At 64.2% G+C, this 20,234-nt stretch carries 16 protein-coding genes; 8 read left to right on the top strand and 8 right to left on the bottom strand.

Annotated features, from left to right (window positions below):
- Positions 1-39: 39 nt before the first annotated feature.
- The 3 genes from B215_RS0113425 to B215_RS0113415 all read right to left on the bottom strand — a co-directional run bounded on the left by B215_RS0113425 (position 40) and on the right by B215_RS0113415 (position 2,910).
- On the bottom strand, positions 40-336 hold the full coding sequence (locus B215_RS0113425) for a hypothetical protein (RefSeq protein ID WP_019370163.1): 297 nt from the start codon (positions 334-336) through the stop codon (positions 40-42).
- Between the two features lie 79 nt (positions 337-415).
- Complete coding sequence (locus B215_RS0113420) at positions 416-1,741, bottom strand: MFS transporter (RefSeq protein ID WP_019370162.1); 1,326 nt, start codon at positions 1,739-1,741, stop codon at positions 416-418.
- The gene (locus B215_RS0113415; RefSeq protein WP_236704431.1) at positions 1,738-2,910 is read right to left on the bottom strand and encodes a DUF885 family protein; all 1,173 of its coding nucleotides are present in this window, start codon (positions 2,908-2,910) and stop codon (positions 1,738-1,740) included. The genes B215_RS0113420 and B215_RS0113415 overlap by 4 nt, the downstream gene beginning before the upstream one ends.
- A 436-nt stretch (positions 2,911-3,346) precedes the next feature.
- Between B215_RS0113415 and B215_RS0113410 the strand changes: the two genes are divergently transcribed.
- A complete protein-coding gene (locus tag B215_RS0113410) occupies positions 3,347-3,733 on the top strand; it encodes a hypothetical protein (protein ID WP_019370160.1) in 387 nt (128 codons plus the stop codon).
- Positions 3,734-3,754: 21 nt separating this feature from the next.
- On the opposite strand, the gene B215_RS0113405 is transcribed toward B215_RS0113410, so the two are convergent.
- A complete protein-coding gene (locus tag B215_RS0113405; protein ID WP_019370159.1) occupies positions 3,755-4,072 on the bottom strand; it encodes a hypothetical protein in 318 nt (105 codons plus the stop codon).
- A 23-nt stretch (positions 4,073-4,095) separates the two neighbouring features.
- Positions 4,096-5,613: a L,D-transpeptidase family protein gene (locus tag B215_RS0113400; protein ID WP_019370158.1), complete on the bottom strand. Its 1,518-nt coding sequence runs from the start codon at positions 5,611-5,613 to the stop codon at positions 4,096-4,098.
- 209 nt (positions 5,614-5,822) lie between these two features.
- On the opposite strand from B215_RS0113400, the gene B215_RS0113395 reads away from it, so the two are divergent.
- From B215_RS0113395 to B215_RS0113380, 4 genes are all read left to right on the top strand, one after another.
- The gene (locus B215_RS0113395) at positions 5,823-7,151 is read left to right on the top strand and encodes a sugar MFS transporter (RefSeq protein WP_037513761.1); all 1,329 of its coding nucleotides are present in this window, start codon (positions 5,823-5,825) and stop codon (positions 7,149-7,151) included.
- A 44-nt stretch (positions 7,152-7,195) separates the two neighbouring features.
- Positions 7,196-7,915, top strand: a complete 720-nt coding sequence (locus tag B215_RS0113390; protein WP_019370156.1) for a GDSL-type esterase/lipase family protein — start codon at positions 7,196-7,198, stop codon at positions 7,913-7,915.
- 315 nt (positions 7,916-8,230) lie between these two features.
- Positions 8,231-9,385, top strand: coding sequence for a hypothetical protein (locus tag B215_RS0113385; protein ID WP_152997770.1), 1,155 nt, complete (start codon positions 8,231-8,233; stop codon positions 9,383-9,385).
- 68 nt (positions 9,386-9,453) lie between these two features.
- Positions 9,454-10,479 carry an oxidoreductase gene (locus B215_RS0113380; RefSeq protein ID WP_026009238.1) on the top strand — a complete coding sequence of 342 codons (1,026 nt, stop codon included), beginning with the start codon at positions 9,454-9,456 and terminating at the stop codon, positions 10,477-10,479.
- Between the two features lie 56 nt (positions 10,480-10,535).
- Here the strand turns inward: B215_RS0113380 and B215_RS0113375 are convergent, their stop codons facing one another.
- Together B215_RS0113375 and B215_RS0113370 are read right to left on the bottom strand one after the other, a co-directional pair.
- The gene (locus tag B215_RS0113375) at positions 10,536-12,749 is read right to left on the bottom strand and encodes a beta-glucosidase family protein (RefSeq protein ID WP_019370153.1); all 2,214 of its coding nucleotides are present in this window, start codon (positions 12,747-12,749) and stop codon (positions 10,536-10,538) included.
- 98 nt (positions 12,750-12,847) lie between these two features.
- Positions 12,848-15,109 carry an FdhF/YdeP family oxidoreductase gene (locus B215_RS0113370; RefSeq protein ID WP_026009237.1) on the bottom strand — a complete coding sequence of 754 codons (2,262 nt, stop codon included), beginning with the start codon at positions 15,107-15,109 and terminating at the stop codon, positions 12,848-12,850.
- Between the two features lie 66 nt (positions 15,110-15,175).
- Between B215_RS0113370 and fdhD the strand changes: the two genes are divergently transcribed.
- The 3 genes from fdhD (at position 15,176) to B215_RS0113355 (ending at position 18,121) form a co-directional block, all read left to right on the top strand.
- The gene (gene fdhD / locus B215_RS0113365) at positions 15,176-15,925 is read left to right on the top strand and encodes a formate dehydrogenase accessory sulfurtransferase FdhD (protein WP_019370151.1); all 750 of its coding nucleotides are present in this window, start codon (positions 15,176-15,178) and stop codon (positions 15,923-15,925) included.
- Positions 15,922-16,452 carry a molybdenum cofactor guanylyltransferase gene (gene mobA, locus B215_RS0113360; RefSeq protein WP_019370150.1) on the top strand — a complete coding sequence of 177 codons (531 nt, stop codon included), beginning with the start codon at positions 15,922-15,924 and terminating at the stop codon, positions 16,450-16,452. Before fdhD ends, mobA begins: the two co-directional genes overlap by 4 nt.
- 70 nt (positions 16,453-16,522) lie before the next feature.
- The gene (locus tag B215_RS0113355; protein ID WP_019370149.1) at positions 16,523-18,121 is read left to right on the top strand and encodes an ATP-binding protein; all 1,599 of its coding nucleotides are present in this window, start codon (positions 16,523-16,525) and stop codon (positions 18,119-18,121) included.
- Between the two features lie 4 nt (positions 18,122-18,125).
- On the opposite strand, the gene B215_RS0113350 is transcribed toward B215_RS0113355, so the two are convergent.
- On the bottom strand, positions 18,126-20,177 hold the full coding sequence (locus tag B215_RS0113350; protein WP_019370148.1) for an NAD(+) synthase: 2,052 nt from the start codon (positions 20,175-20,177) through the stop codon (positions 18,126-18,128).
- Positions 20,178-20,234: the final 57 nt, after the last annotated feature.

The raw sequence follows: 20,234 nt of genomic DNA, 5'->3' as shown, positions 1-20,234 counted from the left end.
ACCGGGTGCCAGCGGATTTGGCGGGCACCCGGTAGCCGTTCAGCGACGGCGACAAATCTGCACGGGACGGCCGTACCGCCATTCCGTCCAGCACACGCGGCGGCCGCTATAGCGATAGCCGCCATTCCAGCCATAGGAGCGGCCACGATCCCAGCCGCGATGGTGGCCGCGGTCCCAGTGACGCTGCCGCTCCCACCGATCGTGACGGTCGACTCGATGGTCGTAGCGATGCCGTTCATAGCGCGGGCCGCCCCAGCCCTGCGCGTTGGCGCTGCTGGCGCCGGCAATTCCAGTCACGGCCAGGCTGGCGAGGGCGAATAACTTAAGCAATTTCATGGCTCCACCTCCTCTTCAATAAGGAAAGCAGTACCTTTTGCCGCGCTTCACGAAGCTGAACCGGCTCGTAGGCCCCAGTTCATCTTCGCATCATTTGGAGGAGACGGGCATGAGCACCGCGGCCGAGGGGATTGAGCAGCATCGCGGCGCAGGAAAGCAGGAAGAAGCCGAGCGGCGCGCCCGCGATCGTCCAGCGCATTGCCGCCAGCGTGCCGGCCTGTTGCTCGGCATTGGCGACATAGCCGGCGGAGCCGAAGCCGATGCCGAGGATCAGCGTGGCGACGCCGATCGCGATACGCTGGAGCAGCGCCGCCATGCCAAACACGACGCCCTCCACGCGCAGCCCAGTTGTCCGTTCGCCATATTCGATTGTGTTGGGCAGCATTGCCCAGAAGACGAAATGCAGGCCGACAATCGCCGCCTGCATCGCGACCAGATAAAGTTGCATCCCCCAGATGCTGCCGATTCGAAGCGTCCCGAACAGCACAAGGCCAAGGATGCATGCTCCGGCCGCGACGAACCATAATGCGCGGCCGCCGATCTGCCGCTGCAGCAGCATCCATACCGGTACGGCAAAACCGCTCATTACTCCCATCCAGCCCAGTGCCTCCTGGCCGGCGGCTTCATCGTGGAGGAAATATTTGAAGTAGTAGAGCACGGATTTGCCGAGGATCGAGGTAGCCACGATCATCGCCATCATCGCCACATTGAGCGTCACGAAGGCGCGGTTAGCGGCGATGCTGCGCAAGGCGGCACCGATGGAAGGCGGGGTGGCCTTCGTCGTTTCCGGCGCACCATTGGAACGATAGCTGGCGCCGACAATCAGCAGGATCCCCGTGCCCAAGGCCGCGAATGCGACTGCGGCACCCAGATAGACGCGTGCCGGTACGGCGGTGCCGGCGAACCAGGCGCCGATCGGGATGGTTCCGCGGGCCACCACAACCCAGGCCAGCGTGCCGAACAGCATCCGGGCGCCGGCGATGAACGCGCGATCACGGCTGTCGCTGCTGATCCGCGCCGACATGGCGAGGTAGGGGATGTTGACCGCGGCATAGGCGGTGCGGAACAGCAGGTGACCGCCTAGGATCAGGGCTACGCCCGCAGGTCCGTCAAGCACGGGCGGCAGATAGGTCAAGATGCATGCCAGCCCAAGCGGCACTGCGCCAAGCATCAACATGCGCCGATAGCCGCCGCGTGGCCGCCATCGATCTCCGAGCGTGCCGACCGCGAAGTTGACGAGGCCGTCCCAGACGGTCGCGGCGGTGTAGATGGCTGCCGCCGTCTCCACCGGTAGTCCGAGCGCATCGGTGTAGTAAAACAGCAGGAACAGCATTAGCCCCTGCCAGTAGAGGTTGAAGGCAAAGTCCCCGCAGGCGAACAGCAGTAGCCGTGGACGCCCGATCACGCGGTGGCGCCCAACGTCGTGCGGAGCAGATCGGTGCGCATGCGTCCGTGCGCGAGGACATGGCGGTGGAAGGCGATGGCAGAGCGGCTGCGTGCCAGATCTTCAATGGCTAGCCACATTGCGGCTTCGCCCGCGCGCGTCGCGGGCTCCCGGACGATACGGTCCAGATCAGTGGCAAAAGGTGCGAAATAGGCGGGCTCTCCCATCCATTCGCGCCAGTTATTCAGCACCATGGTGGAGGACCAGCCCTCCACGTGCAGGCCCAGATCAGCGAGGGCCCGAGCGATACGGAACAGGCGCCAGTGGCATTGTCCCAGCTCGCCCAGCGGATCGCCGCGATAGGCTCCCTGCGCCGATGCCAGTTGCTCGGCATAGATGGCCCAGCCTTCTGCGAAGGCGGCGGCATAGGTGATCCGCAGTGGGTGAGGCGAGGCCGCTGCCTCCATCGGGAGTTGAACCATGTGGCCGGGTACAAGCTCGTGATGCACCACCGCCGGCAGCGTCCAGCGCGGGCGGCGGCGGATGTCCTTCAGGTCGACAACATAGGCGCCCGGCCGTGCGCCATCGGGAAGCACACGATAGCCTTGCCGGCCAGCGGCTTCCTCTGCGCGCGTCATTCGCTGCACCCGCACCGAGAGGTGCAGGGTCGGCAGCGGGCCGAAGCCACGCCGTAATTTGGAGCGTGCCGCGTCCAGCATGCGGTTCATGTCGGCGACGGCGCGATCGCGCCCGGCATCGTCGTCGGTGTAGAGCCAGCGGGGATCACGCCAGAGTTCGGAATAGCGCGCGCCGACGCTGCCATGCCGCCGGCCGACACGTCTAAACAGCGTATCGGCACGCGCCAGTGTGCGCGCCAGTTCGGTCTGCAAGCGGCGGCGGAGTCTGGCAGGATCGGCATCGTCGCCAACCGACCGCCGCAGCAACAGGGCATAGCGATCGGCATCGTTCGGCAGCCGGCTTATACTCGACGCATGCGCGACCGGATCATTGCCGAGGCGAGCCGGGGGGAAACGTTGTGCTAGCTCGATGTCGATCGCTAGTCCTGCGCGAGCGGTGAGCAGATCAATTCTGGCGGAGGGGGCGAGCCGTGCCGGGTCCATGCTCTGCAACGCCGCAAGTGTCGCCGCGAGATTGTTTCTCGCATCGTCGAGCAAATTGCGCAGTCGCACCGCTGCATCCTCACTCTTTGTCCACCCGGGGGCAGAGGGCAGCGCGAGCAAGGCAGCGGCGCCCCCGAGCACCGAGCGGCGGGGAAGGCGATGCGCAGGAAACGTTTCGAGAGCCATGCTGGCTGCTTACCCATGTTGACGGGCGGGAGCAGCCCCCACGAAAACACTGGATCAAAAGAGTACTAGCCAGTACGATTTTTGCTTGACGTAACGGAACGCTGATCTACAAATACGATACCGAAACGAAGCCAGGTGCCGGCGTGCACATGCGCAACGGAGCGGCCCGGTGCATAGAATGCGCTGGTTGCGGAACAGCCTTTCCAAACGCAACCTGCGCAAGCCCGGGTGGAACATTCTGGCGGAACGGCAGGGCGGTGCCTGACATCGGGGCATGCCAAAGGGGCCTGACATCCGTCGTGTAGAGGGAGTGCAGGCCATGGCATATCTGGATCTTTCCCATCTTCGCGGGCAGGCAATTGCCGCGCCCCGCGATCTGATCCAGCGGGCTGCTGCCGAACTTACGAATGTGGAGTGGCAGGTTCTCGCGATTGCGCGTGGCGATCGCTTGTCGTCGCTTGAGGCGCCGAGCCGCTGGTCTGCGCTGCTCCGAACGGTATTTGGCGGTGAACGCGCCAACCCGCGGCTCGCCGATCCCCGGCTAGAGGCGCTCCGCCGATTGGCGGTGCTTGCCTGGCACAAGGGCGCGCAACTGCCGCAGCAGGAAGTCGCAGCCTTCCACGACGCTGGCTATTCGGCCGAGCAACTCGGGCTCGTGCTCGGCCATATCGGCGATAGGACGCAGGCCGCCGGGGCCGCGCGCTGACACAGACCCGGCAGCGCCGGCTTACTGATTCTTTTCTTCGCCATCCCGCTCGGCGTCGCGGTCTATCCGCGACGTCATGCCGGTCGCTGCGGCGTCGGCTTCGGTCTGCTCCTGATCGCTGAACGGTGTCGGCGTAGCGGTGGGCAGAGGCTCCGGTGCCGCGTTCTCCGTCGGCATCGCGGCCGGTTCTTCGGTCGAAATATTCATGTCAGCCGATGTCTCCGGAACGGTGATCTCCGTCACATTGGCGTCCGGCGGGCTGGTGGACTCGTCTCCATCGCCGCAAGCGGCGAGCATCAGGCAGGCACCGGCCAGGATCGCGAAAGTGCGCAGCTTCATGGGATATTCCTTTCGATGAGACGTTACGAGGCGGTTGCGGCGCTCACGGCCGCGCGCGCTTCGATCTTGTCAGCCAACAGCTTGTCCCAGCCATAGGGATCGTCGCGGAAGTTCATGGCGCCGTCCGCGCCAGCGAAGGCTGTCCAATAGAGCAGGAAGACCGACACCTGGTCGGCCTCCGCCAGCCGCACGCGCTGCGTCTTGCCGCCTTCCACGGCCGCGGCGATCGCCTCCGGCTGCCAAGCGGGATCGTTGCGAAGCAGCAGTTCGGCCAGCGGGCCGGGTTTTTCCAGCCGGACACAACCATGGCTGGCCAATCGGCTGTAGCTGGAGAAGCCGGCCTGAACGGGCGTGTCATGGAGATATACGGCATAGGGATTGTCGAAATCGAACTTGTAGCGGCCAAGCGCACTCTTCGGGCCGGACTGCTGCTGCAGGCGCCGATCCGGGCCGGTGCCGATAATGCGGTAGCCGTTACGCTTGAGATAGGCTTCGCCCTTCGGCCACAATTCCTTCGCGGCAATCCCGCTCGGCACGTTCCAGGGCGGGTTGAGCACGATCGAATGAATGCGGGATTCCAGCATCGGGGTTTCATTGCCCGGCCGGCCCGTCACCGCCTTCATCGAAGCGACGGGGCTGTCGCCTTCGAACACCGTCATCACCGCGGCGGCGATGTTCACCTGGATGCGCTTGGCGGGCAGTTGCTGCGGCAGCCAGCGCCAGCGTTCCATGTTTGCCATGATCTGTCGTACGCGATCTTCCACGGGCACGTTCAGCGCCGCCAGCGTGCCTGTCGAGACGACGCCAGTGGGGCGCAGCCCGTAGCGGCGCTGGGCGCGGACAACCGCTTCCTGAAGATTGTCGTCGAACATGTCGCCCGAGGCGGAGACCTGCTTGTCCTCCACCGCCAGCCGCTTGCGCAGCGCACGCACGCGCGCGCCGGTGGCGCCCTTAGCCAGATCTGGTCCGGTAGCCATTTTGGGCCATCCACCGGCAGTGAGGATTGCGCGGTAGGTGACGAGGCCCTTCTCCAGGCCGTCATAGCCGGCATAGGGCGGCGGGAGCGATCGTACCCAGGCCCCGAGCCGGTCGCGCTTCACCGCATCGGCGAATCCGGGCAGCGGATCAACGGGTACGGGGCGCAAGCCCCAGTCATTGATGAAGTCGCTGCTGTCGAGACGCCCGGCATGCACCGCGCGGGCATAATCGAGTGCGGCACGCACCAGCCCGTCATTGTCGTTGGGCAACGTGACCGTCGCCGTCATGCGGCGCAAGCCTTGTGCCAGGCCGGCTTCCGTAAGCAACTGGCGCAATTCTGTCATCTGGCGGCTGCTGAGCACCGGCAGCGGCGCGATAAGCCGCGGCTGAATGGGGACAGCCGGAGCAGCCTGTGCCGGCTGCGACGTTGATACCGGTGTGGCCGAGGGCGTGGGGCTTGGAGCCTGCGGCTTTGCCTGTTGCGGCTTGGGAGCAGGGATCAACCGAAACTGCGCGGCAGCCGGCGAAGCGACGACGCTGACCAGTGCGATCGCCGCCGCCATCGCCGGCTTTATCGTACCGCCCCTACGTAGCTTTGTCGTTTCGTCCACGCACAATACTCCACTCGTCGCTTCATGTATCAACAGCTGCTCCTATAGGCGAGGCTTGGGGGCGGATGCGAGTGCGAAAACCCGCCCGCTGCTTGACTTTTGGCAACGTTGTCGGGATTCGTGCCGTCAACATGGAGCACCACAAGCAGGAGGGGATCGCTTTGGCTTCCGCACGTTCCACGCAGACCACGCTGGCATTTGCCGCGGTAACAACGCTGTTCTTCGCCTGGGGGTTCATCACCTCGCTGGTCGATCCGCTGGTGGCTGCGGTGAAGGGTGTTTTCACCCTCACCAATTTCCAGGCGCAGGCGAGCGCGACGGCCTTCTTCTTCGCTTATTTCGTCGTCTCGCTACCGGCCGCCGCGCTGGTTTCCCGGCTGAAGGCGGTGCCTTCCATCCTGCTGGCGCTGTGCACGATGGTCGCCGGCTGCCTGTTGATGCTGGTCGCGGCGAATCTTGCCAACTACTGGATAGTGCTTCTCGGCCTGTTCGTGCTGGCGAGCGGGATTACCGTGCTGCAGGTTGCGGCAAATCCGCTGGCCGCTGCGCTGGGCGATCCTAAGGGGAGCCATTTTCGGCTAGTGCTCAGCCAGACCTTCAACTCCTTCGGCACGTTTCTCGGCCCGCTGCTGGGTGCGCACCTGTTCCTGCAGGGCGTCGAGGTCAAGGACGGTACGGTCGTCACGCCAGAGGTACGCGCGCAGGCGCTGGCTGGTATCGACACCGCCTATCTTTGGATCTGCGGTTTGATCGCGGCGCTCGCGGTATTCTTCTTCCTCAGTCGCCGCGTCGTGACGCAGGCTGCGCCGAAGCCGGCCGCTACCGGCGGGCTACTGAGCGCCTTTTCCTCGCCCTGGGCACTGTTCGGTGCGCTTGGTATCTTCCTCTATGTCGGCGCCGAAGTGTCGATCGGCACGCAAATGGCGCTGTTTCTTAACGACAACGGCGTGTGGGGCCAGTCCGACGCGCCGTTCGGTGTGCCGCTGCTGGGGACGCTGATGGGCAGCGACGGCGTGGCCGGCGTATCGCTGCAAGAGGCCGGCAAGGCCGTCGCCTTCTATTGGGGCGGCGCGATGGTGGGTCGCGCGCTCGGATCGCTGCTGCTTACCCGCGTGCGCGCCGACAAGCTGCTGGCGCTGTTCACGGTGATCGCGGCGGCGATGTGCCTCTATGTCGTGCTGGTCGGCGGAGTCAGCGGCGGGTTTGTCGCGCTGGCGATCGGATTGTTCAATTCGATCATGTTCCCGGTGATCTTCACCCTGACGCTGGAGCGTTCGGGTGCCAGCGAGGAGGCGACCTCCGGCTTGTTGTGCACGGCGATCGTGGGCGGCGCGGTGCTGCCGTTGCTGGTCGGTAAGGTCGCCGATCTGCACGGCTATGCCTTTGCGTTGATCGTGCCGGCGCTTTGCTACATAGTCCTGTGTGGCTTCGCAGTGACGGCGGGGCGTACCCAGGCCGTACGGATCGGCGGCAGCGCGTCGATCCATTGACGGCGGCGGAAGGCCCTGCAAGCATTCCGCCGAGGAGAGAAACCATGAACCTTCACCGCCGTTCGCTGCTGGCCGGAACACTTGCGCTTCCCGTTGTTGCGCACGCTCAGACACAGGAAAGCTGGGAGCAGCGCAAGGAGCGTCTGTTGCACGAGGACTGGCCCGAACTCAGCCGCTATGCGGAGGACAATCACCGCATCCTCTCAGCCGGCGAGACGGTGAACATCGTCTTCCTCGGCGACTCGATCACAGAGGGGTGGAAGTCAAAGCGGCCGGGCTTCTTCACCCCTGGCCGGGTCGGGCGTGGTATCGGCGGTCAGACGACGCCGCAAATGGTGCTGCGGATGATGGCCGATGTGGTGCAGCTAAAGCCGCGTTTTGTGCACATCATGGCCGGTACAAACGACATCGCTGGCAATACCGGCAAGATGACGCACGCGCAGACTTTCGACAATTTCCGAATGATGACGCAGATTGCTAAGGCCAACGGGATCGACGTAATTCTGGCGTCGGTGCCACCGGCCGATCATTTCCCCTGGCGGCCCGGCCTGGAGGTTGTCCCGCCGATCCGCACGATCAATGCCTGGCTGCGCGACTATGCCAAGGCCCAACGCCATGCGTGGGTCGACTATACTCTAGCGCTTGGCGATCCATCCGGGGCGATGAAGCCCGGCATGGCCTATGACGGCGTGCACCCGACCGAAGCAGGCTATGATGCGATGGCCGGGGCGATCGAGCCGCTGCTGCGAGCCCGCAAGGTCTAGTCAGCTTCCGATGGGAAGCCGGCGGTCTGTCGTCGTCTCGCGCTGCAATCGATCCGTCTGCACATCATTCCGAATAATCGTCCGTGTCGCGGTTCGTTCAGTATACTACTGAAAATTAATGAAATCGTTACGAGGTCTCTTGATGCTGCTCTCTGCCAACATTGTCCGAAGGCCCAAATAGAGACTCTATAGATCCGTAGATCACAATCTGAAGACATGCTAGGTGCCTGGTAAACAGGTTGTAAACCTTACCGGGGAGGGGGCGTGAAAGTTAGGGCTTCGGCGCGCTGCCAGGATTCTGGCGGCAGGAATTGGTTGCGAACGAAGGTCGGGACAGAGGCGTCAGACCGGCACTTCATTCTGAGCGTACCGGAGGAATTCAGTCATCACATCTGCGAAGAAGGTATGGCGCACGGTGCTCATATCTTCGCCGCACTGTGCGATGCTGTCTCCGGATTGCCTTTCCACCTTTCCCCGCAGAGCGGCATCGCGGAAGCGCAAAAGCTGTTGTCGGCCTGGTTCGGCTTCGCGGACCGGCCGAGACCGCCGATCCGAAAGACCATCCCCGCTGGCCTGTATCTGCCTCAGACTCCAACGCCATCGCACAACGCCGCCGGATTGCTGTTCTCCGGTGGCGTGGACGCGACCTTCACGCTCACGTGGCTGAAGGAGCAGCAGGCAGGACGGCTGCTGGCGCTGTCGATCATCCATAGCGAGGATGGCTTGCCGGAGCCGCATCAACTGGCGCTATACGAGTCCTATCGGCGTGCATTGGCCGCACAGGATGTCGATCTGATTTTCGTGGCGACCAACATCATGACCTGCAATGACCGCGTTCACGACTTGTGGGCGTTCGCAACGCACGGCGGATGTATGGCTGCCGTCGCGCACTCACTTTCCAAGCAGGTCGATCGCTGGTTCATCAGTTCCTCGCACGATCTGACGGCGCTGATCCCTTGGGGATCGCATCCGCTTCTGGATCCGCAATATTCTTCTGATCGCGTCTCCTGTACCCATTTCGGCGCGGAATTCACACGGTTTGAAAAGATCTTGGGCATCGTCCACGGGCCGGTTGGTTCGGGGACGCTGGCAGTATGTGGAGATGGGGTGCAGGGCGGCGCATGGATCAATTGCTCGCGATGCCAGAAATGCCTGCGGACGATGATGGCGCTGGATCTAGCCGGTGCACGGGAACAGTCGATCAGCTTCGATTGGAGCGGCTATTCGCTCGCGGCTGTCCGTAGTTTACGACTGCGTGGGAGGAACGAAGTTATATTCGTGCAGGAACTAATACGCGCGGCAGTCGCCCTAGGCCGAAACGAACTGCATGCGGCCCTTGATCACGTGCTGCGAAAATCCTGGCTACACCGCCGGCTTTACCGCATCGAAGTGTATCTGCGGATGAAGCTCCGGTCGGCGCAGCGCTTCAAGGCGCCGCTCAAGCGGTTGAAGCGCCTGATCTACCGTTGAATCCCCTGCCGCTTTGAAACTCCGGTCTTACCTAATAGGTGCGGTGGCCAACGGATGGAGGAGTTTGCATGATCAGAACGGGCTTGATCGGCTTCGGGCTAGGTGGCACTGCCTTTCACGCGCCAATGATCGATGCGGTGGAGGGGCTGGTGCTCGCCGCGGTGGGGACGTCGCGTGGCGAAGCGGTGGCTGCGGCGTACCCCGGCGTGCCGGCGGTGCCGCCCACCGCGCTGATCACCAATCCCGATATCGATCTCGTGGTGATCTCCACGCCCAATGCGACGCATTTTGAGCTGGCACAGGCTGCGCTGGCGGCGGGTAAACATGTGGTCGTTGACAAGCCGGTGACGCCGTCTGCCGCGCAAGCAGACTCGCTGATCGCGCTGGCGGAGACGCAAAAGCGGCTGCTCTGCCCCTTCCACAACCGCCGCTGGGACAGCGACTTTCTAGCGGTGCAGCGGCTGGTCGAAAGCAGTCGGCTGGGCGAAATCCTGTTGTTTGAAGCGCATTGGGATCGCTTCCGCCCCGATCTTGCCCAGCCTTGGAAAGAATCGCCGGAGGGCGGGGCTGGACAGTTGCTCGATCTTGGGCCGCACATGATCGACCAGATGTTACTGCTATTCGGGATGCCCGAGGCGGTGGACGCCGACTTGGCCAGCCAACGCGTCGGCGGCAGCGTCGACGACTATTTCGTGCTGACCTTCCATTATGGCCAGCGACGCGTCGTGCTGGCGAGTTCACGGATGATCGCGGCGCCGCGCCCGCGTTTCGCGATTCATGGGCGGGGCGGCAGTTTCATCAAATTCGGACTTGATCCGCAGGAAGCGGCGCTGCGGGGTGGCGGATCAGTGCACGATCCTGCACATGGCTGGGAAGATTCGGCGCAGTATGGCATCCTTACCCTGCCGGACGGCTGCGTGGAGACCGTGCCATCACCCCAGGGCGATTATCGGCGCTTCTATGCTGGCATTGTCGCTGCGATCCGCGACGGCGCGCCGCCGCCGGTACCGGCAGCGGATGCTCTGGCCGGTCTGCGGCTGATCGAAGCCGCTCGCCACAGCGCGCAAGAAGGGCGGCGCGTGCCTTTGGTATAGTGCCCCGCACCCCCGAAGCTCGCTGCGCAGCCTGCATCGGGGGGCGGAGCAGGGCGTCAGGGGCGCCAGCCGGCCGGCAGCGTGCGGGCGGGAACCTGAACGGATGTCGTGGCCGTGATCTCGTCGGCGGAGTGGCCGAGCAGGACCTTGTAGGTGCCGCCTGCGATCTTCCAGCTGTTCGACGCCTCGTCGAATGTGGCCAAGAGGCGCGGATCGACGGTCACGGTTACCGCCTTGGAAGCGCCTGCCGCCAGCGACACCTTCTGGAACGCGCCCAGTCGCTTGGGGGCTTCCCAGCCGTTGCCAGAGACATAAACCTGCGCCACGTCCGCGCCGGCGCGCTTGCCGCTATTGCGTACCGTGAAGCTCACAGTCACCTGGCCCTTGGGCGCCGCTGCCTTCAGCCCGGAATAGGCGAAGCTGGTGTAGGACAGGCCATGACCGAAGGAGAAGTGTGGCTTGTCGCCCTTTGCATCAAACCATTTGTAGCCGATTGCCGCACCTTCGGTATAGCGCGTCTCGCCGTCGTTCGGCGTGCTCGGCTTCGCGAGCTGCGAAAGGCTGCGCGGGAAGCTGACCGGCAGATGGCCAGAGGGATTGACCTCGCCGGTCAGCACATTGGCGATCGCTTCGCCGCCGGCCGTACCCGGATACCACGCTTCCAGGATTGCCGCCGTCTTGTCGGCCCAAGGCATCAGCACCGGGCCGCCAGTTTCGAGCACTACCACAGTCTTGGCATTGGCAGCGGCCACGGCGTCGATCAGGCCGTCCTGATTGTCGGCGAGCGTGAGCGAGGGGTCGAAAGCTTCGCCAGCCCACTGCGTGGCGAAGACGATCGCCATATCCGCCTGCTTGGCCGCCGCAGCCGCGGCGGCGGCATCCTTCCCGTCGAGGAAGGTGATCGTCGCGCCCGGCAGTTGGCGGCGCAGCGCCGCGACGGGGGAGGAGGGGTGGTACATCACCGGGCCTGGCCAGACCTTCGGCTCGATACCCGGCACGGCATTGCCGCCTACCGGATAGACCAGCGAGGATCCGCCGCCCGCCAGCACGCCCTTGTCGGCATGGCCGCCAATCACCACGATCCGGCGCGCCGTCCCAGCGAGCGGCAGTACGTTGCCAGCGTTCTTCAGCAGCACGATGCCCGCTTCGGCATCGGCGCGCGTGACGGCTGCATGGCTGGCGAGCATCGCCGGCGGTAGCTCCATTGGTGCGGCGGTGATCGGATGTTCGAACAGCCCGTGTGCGAACATCGAACGGAGGATGCGGTGCGCCATTTCGTCCAGGCGCGCCTTGCTCACCTCGCCCTTCGCCAAGGCGGCCTTTAGCGGCTCGCGAAAATAGGGCTGCTCGTCGAACGGCCAGCCCGATTCCTGTTCGAGGCCCGCGTTCGCGGCGGCAACGGTGGAGTGAGTGGCGCCCCAATCCGACATGACGAAGCCTTTCCAGCCCCAGTCACGGCGCAGCACGTCGGTCAGTAGCCAGGGCTGCTCGCAGGCATAGATGCCGTTGACCTTGTTGTAGGCGCACATCACCGAGCCTGGATCGGAACGCTCTATCGCGAATTTGAAGGCGAGCAGGTCGCTCATCTGCGCGGCGGCGCGGTCGATCACGGCATTCATCTTGAAACGATCGGTTTCCTGATCGTTGACCGCATAATGTTTGACGGTGGAAATGATGTGGTTCGACTGGATGCCTGCGATCTGCGCGCCCACCATAGTGCCGGCAAGAAGGGGGTCTTCGCCGCCATATTCAAAGTTGCGGCCGTTGCGCGGCTCCCGCATCAGATTGACGCCTCCAGCCAGCAGCACATTGAAGCCCGAAGCGCGCGCCTCTGCCCCGATCATCGCGCCGCCCTTATAAGCAAGAGCGGGATCCCAGGTGGCTGCGGTGGCAATACCGGCGGGAAGTGAGGTACGACCGCGTTTGCGCTCAGCGCCGCCCTGCGTTGCGACCCCGACGCCGGCATCGGTCTGCCACTGGGCGGGAATGCCCAGCCGCGGGATGGCGGGGATGTAGCCGGCCGAGCCGGGGCGGGCCTGCGGATCGGCCTTGAAGTTCTTCGGCGAAAAGTCGGTACCGAAGTAGCCGAAGACGAGGGTGAGCTTCTCGTCCTCGGTCATCTGCGCAAGGACGAGCTTGGCGCGCGCATCGGGCGCGAGCTTCGCATTGGCCCATGGCCGAGCGGCCGGCGCCTGCTGGGCCGATGCCGGGGCGGCCAGGCAGATGGCGATGGCAAACAACGGGGCGCTGAGCGTGGCTTTGCGAAGCATGTCTTCCTCTCCTGCAATTGACCGTCAGCGTTGTCGCAACGCATCTTTTTTCGCAAGCCGGAAAAATCGCGAGGTTCGTCGCGGCTCCGCCGCACCCGCTAGATGCGGATGCGGACGGGAACTGACTTTGCAGCCGGAGTGTGGGAAGCCTGGTCGTGATGGCGTAGCGCAATCAGCGGGTTCAGCTCGGGATAATAGCCGGCTAGGCAACTATCTGGAAGGTTAAACGGCAGCACTTCCAGGCCCTCCACAACCCGATCGACGCCGTCCGATGCGTCGCCCACAAGCGCCACGCGCTGCCCCTCGCGTAGCCCAGCGCGCGCCATTTCGTCGGGGTTGATCAGCACAACGTCGCGTTTGCCTTCGATCCCGCGCAGGCGATCGGAATAGCCATAGACCGTCGTGTTGAACTGATCATTGGAGCGCAGAGTTATAAGGCGGTACAAGCCCTCTTCTGCCGCAAAGCCGGTGGCGTTGAGCGCTGCTGGCACGGTGAAATCGGCCTTGCCGCTCTTCGTCTTCCAGTTTCGCTCGCGGGCGCTGTTGCCCTTGAAGAAGCCGCCGGGGGTGAACAGCCGCTGGTTGAAGTTGCGGAACATTTCGGGATAGGTGGCTTCGATCGCGTCGCGTACCGCGGCATAGTCCACCGCCCATTCCGCCCAGGGCACGCGCGGATTGGGATCGAGCGTCGCCTGTGCCAGCCCGGCTACGATCGCCATTTCCGATTTGAGATGCGGACTGGCCGGCTTGGCCTCACCGATCGAGCCGTGGATGCAGCTGAGGCTGTCTTCCATCGTCACGACCTGCGGCGTGTCGTTCTGGATGTCCTGCTCGGACCGAACGAGGCAGGGAAGGAGGTAGGCGGTTTCGCCGCAGAACAGCTGGCCGCGATTGAGTTTGGTGGCGATCTGGACGGTTAGGTCCATGCTGGTCCAAGCCTTTTCCATAACGCCGTGATCGGGAACGGCGCGCAGAAAATTGCCGCCAAGGCCGACGAAGGCGCGCACCTTGCCCGCAACGATCGCCTCGCAGCCAGTGACCGTGGTGTAGCCTTCGTCCCGGGGTGGGTCGAAGCCATATTGTTCGGCGAGCCGATCGAGCGGCACGAGTTCGGGCTTCTCAGATATGCCTACGGTGCGCTGGCCCTGCACGTTCGAATGGCCGCGCACCGGCGATACGCCGGCGCCCAGTCGGCCGATATTCCCGCGCAGGAGCATCAGGTTCACGACGCCGGCGACGTTGTCGTAACCGCCATGATGCTGGGTGAGGCCCATCCCCCAGATGCCGATGGCACGCTCGGCGCCGATATAGACGTCTGCCGCCTCGATGATCTGAGCCCGGGCAAGGCCTGTTTCGGCCTCGATGGTTTCCCAGCTGGTGGTGCGCGCCTTCTCCGCGAAGGCTTCGAAGCCGTGGGTGTGCTCTGCGATAAAGGCGTGATCGAGCACGCCGCCGCGGCGATCTTCCTCAGCGAGAACGTGCTTGGCCATGCCGATCATCGCGGCGATGTCGCTACCAGCCTTGAGCTGATAGTAATGGGACGAAATTTCCGTTTTGCCGCCCGTCACCATCTGCGTGCTCTGCGGATTGCGGAACTCGAGCAGGCCCTTTTCATAGATCGGATTGAAGGTGACGATCTTCGCACCGCGTTTGCGCGCCGCCGTCAGCGTATGGATGAAGCGCGGGCTGTTGGTCCCGGTATTCTGGCCGAAGAAGAAGATCGCGTCGCAATGCTCGAAATCTTCGAGCAGGCAGGTGCCAACTGGCGCGCCGATTGTCGATTTCAGCGCCACCGAGGTGGTTTCGTGACACATGTTGGAGCTGTCGGGCAGGTTGTTGTGGCCATAGAGCCGCGCGAACAGCGCCCAGGCATAGCTTGCCTCTAGGCTTGCCTTTCCGGAGGCGTAGAAAATGGTCTGTTTGGCGGGAATACCCCGAAGCTTGCGGCCGATGGCGCGGAACGCCTCTTCCCAGGTGCAGGGCAAATATTTGTCCGTCGCGCGATCGTAGCGCATCGGGCTGGTGAGCCGGCCGGCCTGTTCCAGGTCATGGTCGCTCCAGCCGCGCAGTTCGCTAAGCGTATGGTGGGCGAAGAACTCGGGTGTCGCCCGGCGGGTGGTAAGATCCCAGAGCGTAGCCTTTGCGCCGTTCTCGCAAAATTCGAACATGTGCGGCTTGGCCGGCTTGGTCCAGGCGCAGGAGGTGCACATCATGCCACCCGGTTTGTTCTGTCGCGCGAGCGTGGACAGCGCTTCCGGGCTCGGCCTTTCGGCGCCTGCGACCAGCGCCATGCCGCGCAGCGAGCCCCAGCCACCTTCTGGCCCTGAATAGTGGATCGTGCCGTCTTTTGCCCGGGCCATCGCGCCGCTCCTTGATCTCTGCCTTTCTCCTATACCCTTCGGGGACTGAGCGCCTATTCTGGCCACATGGAAATGTGGTTCAATCGCGTTACGCCGGAGGGGTCGGAGACCCGGATTCAACGCCCGTTGGTGCCCGAAGTGCCAATCGCCATCGAAATCAACGGGATTGGCTATGCCGTGATGATGGCGACCCCCTCTCATCTGGCCGATTTCGCCTATGGTTTCGTCGCCGCCGAGCGGTTGGGCACGCCCGTAGACGTGGAGACGCATGAAGCCGAGCGCGGCGTGATCCTACGCGTCACGCTGGCCGATCCTACTACAGTGATCGAACGTGTGCGTCACCGAACGACCGATTCCAGTTGCGGCTTGTGCGGCATCGAGAACCTGGAGGCCGCGTTGCGCCCCTTGCCGCCAATCGAGCAGGCGACGGAGGCCTCCACGACTGCGATCTTCCGGGCGGCCTCGGCGCTTCGCGAACACCAGCCGCTAAACCGGGTAACGGGGGCGGCGCATGCCGCTGCGCTGTGCGCGGTGGATGGCGGCATCCGGCTGGTGCGCGAGGATGTCGGGCGGCACAATGCTTTCGACAAGTTGATTGGCGCGATGGCGCGGGGCGGCCTTGGCTGGGACGGGGGCTTCGCACTGATCAGTGCGCGCTGCTCGTTCGAGCTGGTGGAAAAGGCGGTGCTGGCCGGATGCCCTATGCTCGCGGCAATCTCCGCGCCCACCGAGCTGGCAGCGGAGCGCGCTCGCGCCGCCGGTTTGCGGCTGGCCGCGCTGGTGCGATCCGATGCGCTGCTGGCGCTGGTACCATGAAGCCGATCGGTGCCATTCTGGCAGGCGGTCGGGCGCAGCGGTTCGGGTCGGACAAGGCACTGGCGCGCTTGGGTGGGCGCACGCTGATCGATCACGTCGCCGCGCAACTGGCGCGGTATTGCTCGAGCGTAATCCTATGCGGGCGCATTGATGGCGATGGGGTGCTGGATCGCCCCGAAACGGGACGAGGGCCGCTTGCTGGCCTGAACGCCGCGTTGCACGCGGGCACCGCGCGTGGCGCAGCGACGGTGCTGGTCGCACCTTGCGACACGCCGGTGCTGCCGGACGCGCTGCTGGCGCTCCTGGCGGCAGAAGAGCAAGCGGCCTATGTCGCGCAATTGCCGGTCCTGGGCGTGTGGCCGACCCACTGGGCGGCAACGTGCGACCTGCATCTGGCGGAAGATGCCAAGGCCTCGATGCGGGGGTGGGCGGCGCGGATCGGTGCGAAGGCAATCGATTGGCCGGAGCCGATTCCGAACATCAACTCTCCGGAAGATCTCGCGGGCGTGTCCGGTTTTTTTCCTTAGTTCCGCTTTCGCTTTCCATGCGCTAGTCCTCGTATAGGTTTGTGCCGGGCGACCGGCCGCAGGGGGTCGGATGGAACGCGTGCTTGCTGCCTTCTGGAGTGGAAACTACGCTCCGCATGGCTATTGCCTGTTCTGGCAGCCGACGCTGCTGTGGTCCCACATCATTGCCGACACGCTGATTGCGATTGCCTACTTTTCCATCCCGATCGCGCTCGTCACACTAATACGTCGGCGCAAGGATCTTATTTTCGGCTGGATTTTCTGGTGCTTCGGCCTCTTCATCCTGGCCTGCGGGCTGACCCATGTGATGGGAATCATCACGCTCTTCTATCCGCTGTACGGCGTTGAAGCGATCGTCAAGCTGATCACGGCGGCCGCCTCGGTCGCAACGGCCATCCTGCTCTGGCCCTTGCTTCCGCGGCTGGTCCGACTGCCGTCTTCCGAGAAACTGAAGGAAGCGAATGCGCAACTGGCGGCGATGGTGGAACAGCGCGACGCTGCGCTTGCCGATGTGAAGGCCGAAGTGGCGCAGCGGGAAAGTGTGGAAGCCGCGCTGCTGCAGGCGCAGAAGCTGGAGGCCGTCGGGCAGCTGACCGGGGGAATCGCGCATGACTTCAACAATCTGCTTCAGGCGATCGCCGGCAATCTGGAACTGATCGCCCGCAAGCCGGACGATGCGGATCGCGTAATCCGCTGGACGTCCAGCGCGCTGGATGCGGTGGAGCGTGGACGGCAGCTCACCGGACAGCTGCTCGCCTTTTCCAGCAAGCAGCGACTTGACGTGAAATCGGTGCGACTGGCGGATCTGGTCGGCGGGATGGCCGGGCTGGTCGAACGCGCGGTGGCGCCGCTCAGCCGGGTGCGGATCGAGCGGATCGACCCGGTCTGGAACGTGCAGACCGACGCACTCCAGCTTGAACTCGCGATTCTGAATCTCGCTTTCAACGCCCGCGATGCGATGCCCGAAGGCGGGTTGCTGACGATCTCGGCGGAACTGCGCAGCGGCAAGGTTGCGGCGGATCTGCCCGTCGGGGATTATGTGGCGCTTACCGTGTCCGACACGGGGACCGGCATGACGCCGGATGTGCTGGCCCGCGCCGTCGAGCCCTTCTTTTCCACCAAGGGCGTCGGAAAGGGAACGGGCATGGGCCTGTCGATGGCGTTCGGCGTCATGCGGCAATCCGGCGGTACGCTTACGATCGACAGCGATGTCGGTCGTGGAACGGCGATCACGCTGGTCCTGCCGATCGCGACGGTGGAACCGCGGCGGGACGTGCAGGACGATGCCGCGCATGACGAACGGGTCGATCTTTCCGGGGCAGAGGTAGCGCTGGTCGACGACGACGATCATGTTCGCGGATCGCTGATCGAAACGCTGTGTGCGGCGGGTGCCACCGTTGCGGAAGCGGCGGATGGCGAAAGCGGAATCGCGCTGGTGCGGGCAAAGCGCTACGGCGCGCTAGTGGTGGACTTCGCCATGCCAGGCCTCAGTGGCAGCGAAGTCGCGGAACAGGTCGCCGCGATCGATCCCGAGCTCCCGGTAATCCTGATCACCGGGTTCGCCGATTCCAGTAAACTGGATGCCGTCGCACCCAATGTGACCATCCTGCGCAAGCCGTTCGAATCGAAGGAACTGCTGCACCACATCCAGAAGGTGTGCCGGCGATGAGCCGTCAGGGTAGGGCAGCGCGCAGTTCCTCAATCCAAGTCGTCGCTACGCTATCTGACGGTGCGCGCCAGTCGCCGCGCGGGCTGAGCGCGGCGGCGCCGGAGACCTTCGGACCATTGGGCAGCGCCGATCGCTTGAACTGACTGGTTTGAAAGAAGCGGAACAAGAAAGTTTCAAGCCACTTGGCGATCGTCGCCAAATCATAGTGGTTGCGGCCCTCCGACGGGAAGCCGATCGGCCACTGACCCGTTTTTGCATCCTTCCATGCGTGCCAGGCGAGAAATGCTACCTTAGAGGGGGGGAGGCCGGAGCGGGTGGTGTGGTGGATAAAGAAATCGTGAAGTTCATAGGGACCTATCCGGTCCTGCGTGCTCTGCATCTTGCCGTCGGCATCGGCCGGGACGAGCTCGGGTGAAATCTCCGTATCGAGGATCGACAGCAGCACCGTCGCCGCCTCGCCGTCGAACTGGCCGCTCTCCACGCTCCAGCGGATCAGATACTGGATCAGCGTCTTGGGCACTCCGGCATTGACGCCGTAATGGCTCATCTGGTCGCCGACGCCATAGGTGCACCAGCCGAGCGCGAGTTCCGACAGATCGCCGGTGCCGAGCACGAAGCCGTGGTGGTGATTGGCGAGACGGAACAGATAATCGGTGCGCAGGCCCGCCTGCACATTCTCGAACGTCACGTCATAGACCGGCTCGCCATCGGCGAAGGGATGGCCGAGATCGGCGAGCATCTGCCGGGCGGTGGGACGGATATCGATCTCCGCCGCGGTGACGCCGATCGCGCGCATCAGTGCCCAGGCATTGGACTTGGTCCCCTCGCTCGTCGCGAAGCCCGGCAGGGTATAGCCGAGGATATCCGTGCGGGGCCGCCCGAGCCGGTCCATCGCCTTCGCGGCGACGATCAGCGCATGGGTGGAATCGAGCCCGCCGGACACGCCGATGATCAGCGCCTTGCTCTTCGTCGAGGCGAGGCGCTGGCGCAGCCCCTCTACCTGGATGTTGAACGCCTCGTAGCAATCCTCCTCCAGCGCGGCCGGCGTGTTGGGCACGAAGGGGAAGCGCCGGATCGGGCGGATCAGCCCACGATCGGCGAAATCCGGCTGGTGGGCGAAGCCAATGCGCCGAAAGCGGGTTTCGGGGTGACCGGCATTGCGCGCGTTGTCGTTGAAGGTGCCGTCGCGCATCCGCTCCAGCCGCAGCCGCTGGAGATCGAGATCGGCATAGGTGATCGCATCCGCGAGTTCGAAACGCTGCGACGCCGCGAGCTTTTCGCCGAATTCATAGATCAGCCCCTGGCCATCCCAGGCGAGATCGGTGGTGCTTTCCCCCGGACCGGAGGCGGAATAGAGATAGGCGGCGATTGTCCGCGAGCTTTGCGAGGCGCAGAGCAGTTCGCGCTCGCGCCCCTTGCCGATCACGATGTTCGAGGCGGAAAGATTGCACAGCACCAGCGCGCCTGCCATCGCTCCTTCGGTGGACGGGGGCTGCGGCGCCCAATAATCCTCGCAAATCTCGATATGGAAGACGAAATCGCGCAGGTCTTCGGCCGCGAACAGCAGGTCCGGGCCGAAGGGCACCGTCTGACCCGCCACGGTGATATCGAGATCGCGCAGGCCGGAGCCCGAGGCGAACCAGCGCTTCTCATAATATTCGCGATAATTGGGCAGATAGGTCTTGGGCACCACGCCCAGAATACGACCCCGGGCGATCGCGACCGCACAGTTATACAGGCGCCCGTTCCGCTCCAGCGCCGCGCCGACCAGCAGCACCGGCTTCAGCGTCTGGCTTGCCTCGACGATCGCGGCGATGCCCGCCTGGGTGGCGCCCAGGATAGCATCCTGAAGATGCAGATCATCGATCGCATAGCTGGTGACGTTGAGTTCCGGGAAGACCAGCAGGTCCGCACCCGCCGCATCCCCTTGCTTGGCCAGCGCAATCGCGGCGCGCGCGTTGGCGGCCGGATCGGCCACCGTGCCCAGCGGCGTACAGACGCCTGCCCGGATCATTCCATGGCGATGCAGTGCGAAAAACGGGTGCGGTTCGGACATGCCTGTCTCCTATGCCGGGGACCATGGCCTGCCAACCCCGCGGAGGCGGGTTCGATC

This window comes from Sphingomonas sp. ATCC 31555, from assembly GCF_000282895.1.
Lineage (GTDB): Bacteria > Pseudomonadota > Alphaproteobacteria > Sphingomonadales > Sphingomonadaceae > Sphingomonas.
Note: the sequence above shows the minus strand (reverse complement) of the source record. Positions and strands in the feature narration are given on the sequence as shown.